This window comes from Microcoleus sp. SVA1B4 (assembly GCF_036700545.1).
GTDB lineage: Bacteria > Cyanobacteriota > Cyanobacteriia > Cyanobacteriales > Microcoleaceae > Microcoleus.
Genome location: NZ_JAUBPB010000054.1, coordinates 38,845 through 46,692 on the forward strand (window position 1 = coordinate 38,845; position 7,848 = coordinate 46,692).

General features: G+C 48.0%; 6 protein-coding genes. All 6 read left to right on the forward strand.

Going from position 1 to position 7,848, the window contains the following annotated elements; genetic code table 11:
• Nucleotides 1-31 precede the first annotated feature (31 nt).
• Genes QT987_RS21620 through QT987_RS21645 form a run of 6 tightly spaced genes read left to right on the forward strand, consistent with a single transcriptional unit; the run spans nt 32 to nt 7,578 of the window.
• Nucleotides 32-1,828, forward strand: coding sequence for an ABC transporter ATP-binding protein (locus QT987_RS21620; protein WP_333244159.1), 1,797 nt, complete (start codon nt 32-34; stop codon nt 1,826-1,828).
• A 33-nt stretch (nt 1,829-1,861) separates the two neighbouring features.
• Nucleotides 1,862-3,085: a glycosyltransferase gene (locus tag QT987_RS21625; RefSeq protein WP_333244162.1), complete on the forward strand. Its 1,224-nt coding sequence runs from the start codon at nt 1,862-1,864 to the stop codon at nt 3,083-3,085.
• 60 nt (nt 3,086-3,145) lie between these two features.
• Nucleotides 3,146-4,129, forward strand: a complete 984-nt coding sequence (locus QT987_RS21630; protein WP_333244165.1) for a glycosyltransferase — start codon at nt 3,146-3,148, stop codon at nt 4,127-4,129.
• A 35-nt stretch (nt 4,130-4,164) separates the two neighbouring features.
• Entirely contained in the window at nt 4,165-5,448 is a 1,284-nt protein-coding gene (locus QT987_RS21635) for a glycosyltransferase (RefSeq protein WP_333244168.1), read from the forward strand.
• Between the two features lie 22 nt (nt 5,449-5,470).
• Nucleotides 5,471-6,241 carry a class I SAM-dependent methyltransferase gene (locus QT987_RS21640; protein WP_333244171.1) on the forward strand — a complete coding sequence of 257 codons (771 nt, stop codon included), beginning with the start codon at nt 5,471-5,473 and terminating at the stop codon, nt 6,239-6,241.
• A 5-nt stretch (nt 6,242-6,246) separates the two neighbouring features.
• Complete coding sequence (locus QT987_RS21645; RefSeq protein ID WP_333244174.1) at nt 6,247-7,578, forward strand: glycosyltransferase family 4 protein; 1,332 nt, start codon at nt 6,247-6,249, stop codon at nt 7,576-7,578.
• Nucleotides 7,579-7,848 lie beyond the last annotated feature (270 nt).

A 7,848-nucleotide genomic window follows, 5' to 3' on the forward strand; every position in this document is an offset into this window, starting at 1 on the left:
GCCACGCCACCGACAAAGGCAGAGTTGTCTTATGAAAAAAGAAATTCAGGCTATTAGAACTCTGCTACCCCTCCTCAAGCTTTATCCTTGGGCAATCCCGGCAATGATTTCCTTGGGTATGCTTGCTTCCCTTTCCGACGGCTTTGGCATTAGCTTATTCATTCCCTTTTTGCAAACTTTACAGCAAGAACAAACTCAGGCTGTAACTGGCAATTCTTTCATTGATTCTCTGAACCAGATATTCGCTGGTGTTCCTGCTGGCTACCGCGCCTTAATCATCCCATTTTGTATTTTAGTCAGCATCCTCATCAAAAACCTGATTGTCTATAGTAATTCTCTACTTTTTGCTTGGTTAAATTCGCGAATTAGCAACCGATTACGCTGCCAAATTTTTAACCAAACTTTAACCGTTAGCTACTCTTTCTTAGAGCGCAGCGAATCGGGAAAGATTATGAATATTTTGGCAACAGAGAGTTGGCAGACTAGCAAAGCTTTGAGTTTGTTTGTTAACTTGATTACGTCTGCTTGTACGATTACTGTCCTGGCGACGCTGTTACTGCTCATCTCTTGGCAACTCACCTTAATTATCAGTATAGCGCTCTTCCTCATCTCACAGTTCATCCAGTTGGTGACACGCCGAGTCAAACATCTGGCACAGCAAGCGGTAGACGCCAATTCTCAGCTCGCTGTCCGAATGTGGGAGGGATTAGGGGGGATGAAAACCATCCGCTCCTTTGGACGGGAATCTTACGAGCAAGAACGCTTCGATCGCGCTTCCCAGCAGGTGCGAAACACCTTTTTGCAACTCGATATGCTGGGAGGGCTCATCAATCCGCTCTATGAAGTTTTTTCCGCACTCCTCCTGCTAGCAATTTTGGCGATCGCCCTCCTGCAAAACCAGTCAGCTATGCCAACGCTGCTGACTTTTTTATTCATCCTCTACCGCTTGCAACCGCAGGTGCAACAACTAGATATCGCGAGGTTAGGTTTAGTCTCTACTGCCTGTTCTGCTGAAGTGGTGATGTCTTTTTTAGACACTTCGGATAAACCTTACATCCGCTCTGGTACCGTTCCCTTTGACAAGCTGAAGCAGGCGATCTATTTTGAGTCAGTTTCCTTAACTTACAATCCTGAAGATCGGCCGGCAATAGAGGCTGTCTCCGTCGAGTTAAAACGCGGCCAAACGACTGCTTTAGTGGGGCCATCGGGTGCGGGAAAATCTACGATCATCAGCCTCCTCTGCCGCTTTTACGAGCCAACGTCAGGAGGAATTTATGTTGACGACTGCTCATTAAAAGAACTGAATTTAATGGACTGGCGGAAACGAATTGCGATTGTCAGCCAAGATGTCCATATCTTTAGCGGGACGGTGAGGGATAATATCGCCTACGGGCGTTTAGAAGCAACCGAGGCAGAAATTTTTGAGGCGGCAAAACTTGCCAATGCTCACGATTTTATCAGCCAACTGCCGCAAGGGTATGACACGAAAGTGGGCGATCGCGGCGTTCGCCTTTCTGGCGGGCAAAGGCAGCGCATTGCCCTCGCTCGGGCGATTGTCCGCAACCCAGATATTCTAATTCTGGATGAAGCAACGAATGCTCTGGATAGTATTGCCGAAAACTTGATTCAGGATGCCCTCAATACCCTCAGCCAGGATCGTACCGTCATTGTCATTGCTCACCGCTTATCGACGATAGAAAATGCGGATAAAATTATTGTGATGGAAAATGGCAGGGCGATCGAACAAGGCAACCTCCAGTATTTGCTGAAACTCGACGGCCTCTTCGCCAAGCTTTATCACTTGCAACACCGTAACGTACAAAACTAAGTAAAAAACTAAGAGTAAGTTGGTGAATTATTTATGCCTTATCCCATCCTTGACATTGAAGTGACACAGCCCCTCCCAAATCTGATAATTTCTGAGGAGGATACAGGAATTGCCTTAGTTGTGCGGCGCAAAGATAAAGCTGTTGGTTTGATCATGCAGCCTCTTCCTCCCAAGACCGTCCTTTCTCCTGAAGATTTAGCTAAAATCATTGAACGGGAGGTTGGCATTAAGTTACTTCAGGAATCGATTAGAGAAGAGCTAACTCCTGCCGAAAATGGCGATCCCTTTCCGCCGCTGACAGTAGCAATTTGTACGAAAGATCGGCCGGACAACTTGGCGCGGTGCCTGCAACATTTACTCAAGTTGCAAACACCTATTTCGGGTGAAAAGCTTTACTTTGAAGTGTTAGTAGTTGATAATGCACCTTCAGATGAAAGAACGAAGAAATTGGTAGACTCTCTACCAGGAGTTCGCTATGCCAGGGAACCAAAACCAGGTTTAGACTTCGCTCGCAATCGCGCCCTGCAGGAAGCAAATGGCGAACTATTAGCCTTTCTTGACGATGATGTCACGCCCGATCGCCAATGGCTCAAAGGCTTGAGGGAAGCTTGGGCAGAAAATCCTGATGCTGGCGGTTTTACAGGGTTAGTGCTGCCTTATGAGTTAGTGACTGAAGCCCAAATTTTATTTGAAAGCAGAGGAGGCTTTCGACGCGGTTTTGAAAAAATTCGTTATGGTCAAATCTTGCCCTATAATCCCTTATACCCCTGTGGGGCTGGCATATTTGGAGCTGGTTGCAATATGGCATTTCGCCGAGATGTTCTACTGAAATTAGGGGGATTTGATGATGCACTCGATACAGGTGCGCCTCTCCCCGGCGGTGGCGATTTAGATATGTTTTATCGAGTTGTTCGCGCTGGCTATCCCCTCGTCTATGAGCCTCGCTATCTGGTGTTTCACCAACACCGCCGGGAATATGAAAAATTGCGCCGCCAGTATTGGACGTGGGGTTTAGGTTTTATGGCTTTTGTCGTAAAATCTTATCAGACCGATCCGAGCCAACGCTCGAAATTGCGCTCGCTTGTAGCCTGGTGGTTTGCCAATCAGTTAAATCAGTTACAAAAAAGTGTCAGAGGGTGCCATGTATTGCCTCCGTCCATGATTCTAGCCGAGTTGTGGGGCGGTGTTGTAGGTCTGTTTGGGGAATATCCCCGCTCTTTAAAACTAATTGAAAAAATTAGGCAGCAATTTGCCTAAAATTAGGAGAGTTTTTTCCGAAATCTGTTTCCTATTGAACGCAGGGAAGAATAGTTAAATATGAGTAAGCTTCCGCCGATTGATATCGTAATTTGTACTTATAACAATGCTCCAGTTTTAGACAAAGCTCTCTCAGCTCTTTCCCAACAAAGAGTGTCACCCAACCTAGAGTGGAGAGTTTTAGTAGTTGACAATAATTGCACCGATAATACGCAGAAAATTGTCGAAAAATATCGAGTTTTGGGGCAAATTCCCCAGCTTTCTACAGTATCAGAAACACAGCAAGGATTAACCTATGCCCGCCACTGTGGCGTTAAAAATACAACTGCTGATTGGATTGCTTTTGTAGATGACGATTGCTTCCTGGCAGAAAATTGGGTGGAACAAGCTGTTAGATTTGCAGCGGCTCATCCCGACTGCGGGGCTTTTGGCGGTCGAGTAATTTTAGATTGGGAAACTCTACCAGCCAAATATGTATTGAATTATGGGTACTCCTTCGCACAACAAGAACACGGTACAGAACCCCAAAAAAAATCTTGTTTAGTGGGAGCAGGATTAGTTCTGAATAGAGCAGCCCTCGCTCATACTGGCTGGATAGATAAACCGTTACTTCAAGATCGCATCGGAACTAAGCTCATATCAGGGGGAGATGTGGAAATTGCTTTGCGGATTTACGGAGCAGGATACGACCTGTGGTACACTCCCGACTGTCAGTTAAGACACTTTATTCCGGCTAGGCGTACTTCTCAAAAATACTTGATCGACATTAACTATGGTCTAGGAACCTCTCAAGTTTTGGGCGATTCTCTTCTCTGGTCTGGTTCTTATCGAGATTGGCTGTTGAAATTTATTATCGATGCGGTGAAAGCTTCCCAAAATGTCCTGATTCAATCTTTAAGAGCAGCTTTGGGGCGGATGAATCCAGCGGAAGTGGAGATAAATGGGAGTTTTGTCCGTGGTAAGTGGGCCGGAATTAGCCGTGTGGTTCGCATGAGCCCAGAAGAACGCAGCTTGATATTGGGGCGTGCAAAATTAGCTGGCTAAACAGCTCATAAATAATATTTCTTGAGGTAATTTCTGTGAGCAAGCCTTGGAAAGTTCTCAATGTCGAATTGAGCGAAAATATTCCTGAATTGCCCTTGATTTCCAACTACGCCGGAATATATGTAGTGTTTTGGTGGCATAATATCCCCCTTGGCGAACGGGAGATTTTAGAGGATCAGTTGCCAATCTCGGCTTCACAACTAGCGAATCTAGCGGCGCTGGCGATCGCGCCTGCAGTCGGCAGCCACCTGCTAGAGCAAGGTTTTAAAGCGCCTTTGCCAGAAGTTTACAAAAAAAATCGGGCGTGGCACCAGTCCCCTGAGTTTGATGCCCTGACTGCCTTAGAGCAACCCCTGGCCAAGCTGCAGGAACGCTTGAACCAGACTAGCAGCGCATCTGTTTCTGTCGTAATCGGCACTCGAAATCGGCCAGAACAATTGGCGCGATGTTTGCAATCCCTGCAAAATTTATCCCAACCTGCTCACGAGCTCATCGTGATTGATAATGCTCCGAGTTCAGACGCTACCCGCCAACTGGTGGCTGAGATCCCTGGAGTCAAATATGTATTAGAACCTCGCCCTGGTTTAAGCGTCGCCCGCAATACTGGCATCCGCCACTGTACAGGCGACATTATTGCGTTTACCGATGACGATGTGATCGTTCACCCTGACTGGGTGGCCAGGATTGCACAAAGCTTCCGCGAACCCAAGATCATCGCTGTAACCGGCCTCGTCCTGCCTGCTGAACTCGAAACAGAAGCCCAATTAATATTCCAAAAAGGTGATACTGGCTTTGGTTGGGGATACCGATCTCTGACTTTTGACGCTGAATTTTTTAAGGATACGAAACACCTAGGGGTTCCCGTTTGGCGCATTGGTGCAGGAGCAAATATGGCTTTTCGGCGTGAAGCTTTTGAGTTACTAGGAGACTTTGACGAACGCTTGGGTGCAGGGGCATCTGGGTGCAGTGAAGATTCAGAGCTATGGTATAGAGTGCTGGCGGAAGGGTGGATTTGCTACTACGATCCGACCCCTGTTGTTTATCACTATCACCGGGGCGATCTCGATAGCTTGAAACATCAGATGTACCAATATATGCGGGGTCACATCGCGGCCCTTTTGATTCAGTTCGGGCGCTACAAGCACTGGGGGAACTTGCTTCGCTTATTCATCATTTTACCTCTCTATTATGTGAAACGATTTTTAATCGGTCTTTTGACCGGATTTAAAGGGATTAATAGAACGCTATTGGCAGAGGTATTAGGTTGCTTTGCGGGAGTCAGCTTTTACCTCAAAAATCGTGTAAATAAGGATCAATAGTTTTTCCAATTATAGGAAGATTATGGCAACAGTTGTTGAGACCAAGAAATCGGAAACACATAAAGAAAAGCTGGGCAATTTCTTAGCCCGCAACCCTTTCGGTCAGCCCTTGACCCTGGGATTCTTTTACCGAGAAAAGATGCGGGCAATTCACCGCATTTCGCCAGATATGCCCTTTAAAGAAATTTTAGAAGTAGGAGGAGGTCAAGGAGGCTTAACGTCTTTACTTTATCCGCAAGCGCAAATTACTAACATTGACCTCGATCCTAAATATGCAAATGTTCCTTGCAATCGGCAGGAAAAAGTACGCTTCATCTGTGGCGACGCGACCAATTTACCGTTTGAAAATGAGTCCTTTGATGCAGTGACGATGTTCGACGTTCTCGAACACATTCCCGACCACCAAAAAGCTGTATCTGAAGCGCTGCGAGTTCTTAAACCCAAGGGTTTTTTATTAGTGAGCAGTCCCAATGAAAACTGGCGCTTTCCCTACTACGGCGTGATGAAACCGCTCTGTCCGCCTGAAGCAGAGGTGATGGCAGAATGGGGTCACGTTCGGCGCGGCTATACGATCGATGAACTGACAGGATTAATCGGTTTGCCTTACCAGAGTTCTGCTACTTTTATCAATCCCCTGACAGTAGTCTGCCATGATTTTGCCTTCTCTCGCTTGCCTGCCCTCATGCGCTTATTATTCTGTACTGCCCTGAGTCCTGTAACGTGGACGAGCTATTGGTGGCACAAACCTGATTCCCTGGGAACGGAAACAGCATCAGCTTGGCAGAAGCCATAAAATTTATGAATTTCCAACCAGAACCAACGATCGCTCTCCTGCACTGGGGCGATTTAATCGAAGATTTTTTAGATACCATCGGGGTTTCCTTTGAAGCTTTCTGCAACGAAATGACGGGGGGCTGGATGTTTGGCTACATTGAGGCGCTGCGACGGGCAGGGGTGCGGACAGTGTTATTCTGCATCTCTGGTAGCGTGGCTGAACCCGTGCGCTACACCCACAAAGACACAGGTGCAACAATCTGCACCCTGCCCGCACCTCAACTTTACCAAGCTGTCCGTCGCCAGATGGTTAACCCTCAAGGGTGGACGGTTCAGGATATGTTTGGAGAGGTTCGAGGCCTGGGCCGTCTGATGTTGGCAGGGGTGAAAAGCGTTACTCCTTATCTGGCTACACCGCTGGGGTTGCTGGCGGCAGAACTGCGACGGGAAAACTGCCAAGCGATTCTCTGCCAAGAATACGAGTACCCGCGCTTCGACGCTTGCACTTGGTTGGGGTGGCGGATGGGGCTGCCTGTTTTTGCCACGTTTCAGGGGGGCGATTTTCAGGTTAGTCCTTGGGAAGGTTTGTCGCGCCCGATCGCCCTCAAAGCGAGCGCGGGTTTAATTATTGCTTCGCAAACCGAGGTACAGCGCGTGCAAAGTCGCTATGGCGTGCCTCCTGCCAAGATTGCCCGCATTTTTAACCCGCTGGATTTGGAACTGTGGCAGCCTATGGATCGCGGGGAAGCTCGACAACTGCTGGGTTTTCCCGGTGACGCTGAAATTGTCGCCTGTCACGGGCGGATTGACATCCGCCGCAAGGGGTTAGATATTTTGCTGGAAGCTTGGGAAGGGATCTGTCGCGATCGCCCAGGCCGAGATTTGCGGCTGTTGCTGGTGGGGACTGGTAGCGACGCGGAGGAGTTGAGCCAGCGAATCGCTCAGATGCAGCTTTCGGGCATTGTTTGGGTGAATAAATATGTGCGCGATCGCGCTTTGATGCGACAGTACCTCTCGGCTGCTGACGTTTATACTTTGCCTTCTCGGCATGAGGGGTTTCCGGTGGCACCGCTGGAGGCGATGGCTTGCGGGTTGCCCGTTGTGGCTGCTGACGCGCCTGGAGTGCCTGATATTTTCGAGGGGGGCGAAGCTGACGGCGGGATCGTTGTGCGCCGTGAGGATGCAACCGCTTTGGCGGGGGGGCTCGGTCGGGTTTTAGACGATCGGGTGTGGGGGCGGGAGTTGGGCAAGCGCGCTCGCATTCGGGTGGAAACTCATTTTTCTCTGGAGGCGATCGGTGTGCAACTGCGACAGTTTTTGTGCGATCGCTCTTTAGCGCACATTCCGCATATCTGACTCGCAGCACTGGGAATGCTTGAAAAATCCCAGCCCTAAAAATTTATCTCCGCCTAATTTTTGTGGTTTTATTATCATTTTTTTTGCCAATTATCGGAGACCTAATAAATTTAACTTGACGATTTTTTTTAATATATTCATTCTTTCAACTAAGGAATGAGAATTAAATAACTTCCACAATTTTGTGGGATGGGCGTGCAGCCCGACCATTTTTGAAGGGCGGGACGCCCATACCACCATATCAATTAAAATAGTAAGTTAGTTTCTTAG

Excerpts from the sequence above, each read along its gene's own strand:
- QT987_RS21620 (WP_333244159.1), top strand. The coding sequence starts at position 32 with ATGAAAAAAGAAATTCAGGCTATTAGAACTCTGCTACCCCTCCTCAAG.
- QT987_RS21625 (WP_333244162.1), top strand. The coding sequence starts at position 1,862 with ATGCCTTATCCCATCCTTGACATTGAAGTGACACAGCCCCTCCCAAAT.
- QT987_RS21630 (WP_333244165.1), top strand. The coding sequence starts at position 3,146 with ATGAGTAAGCTTCCGCCGATTGATATCGTAATTTGTACTTATAACAAT.
- QT987_RS21640 (WP_333244171.1), top strand. The coding sequence starts at position 5,471 with ATGGCAACAGTTGTTGAGACCAAGAAATCGGAAACACATAAAGAAAAG.
- QT987_RS21645 (WP_333244174.1), top strand. The coding sequence starts at position 6,247 with ATGAATTTCCAACCAGAACCAACGATCGCTCTCCTGCACTGGGGCGAT.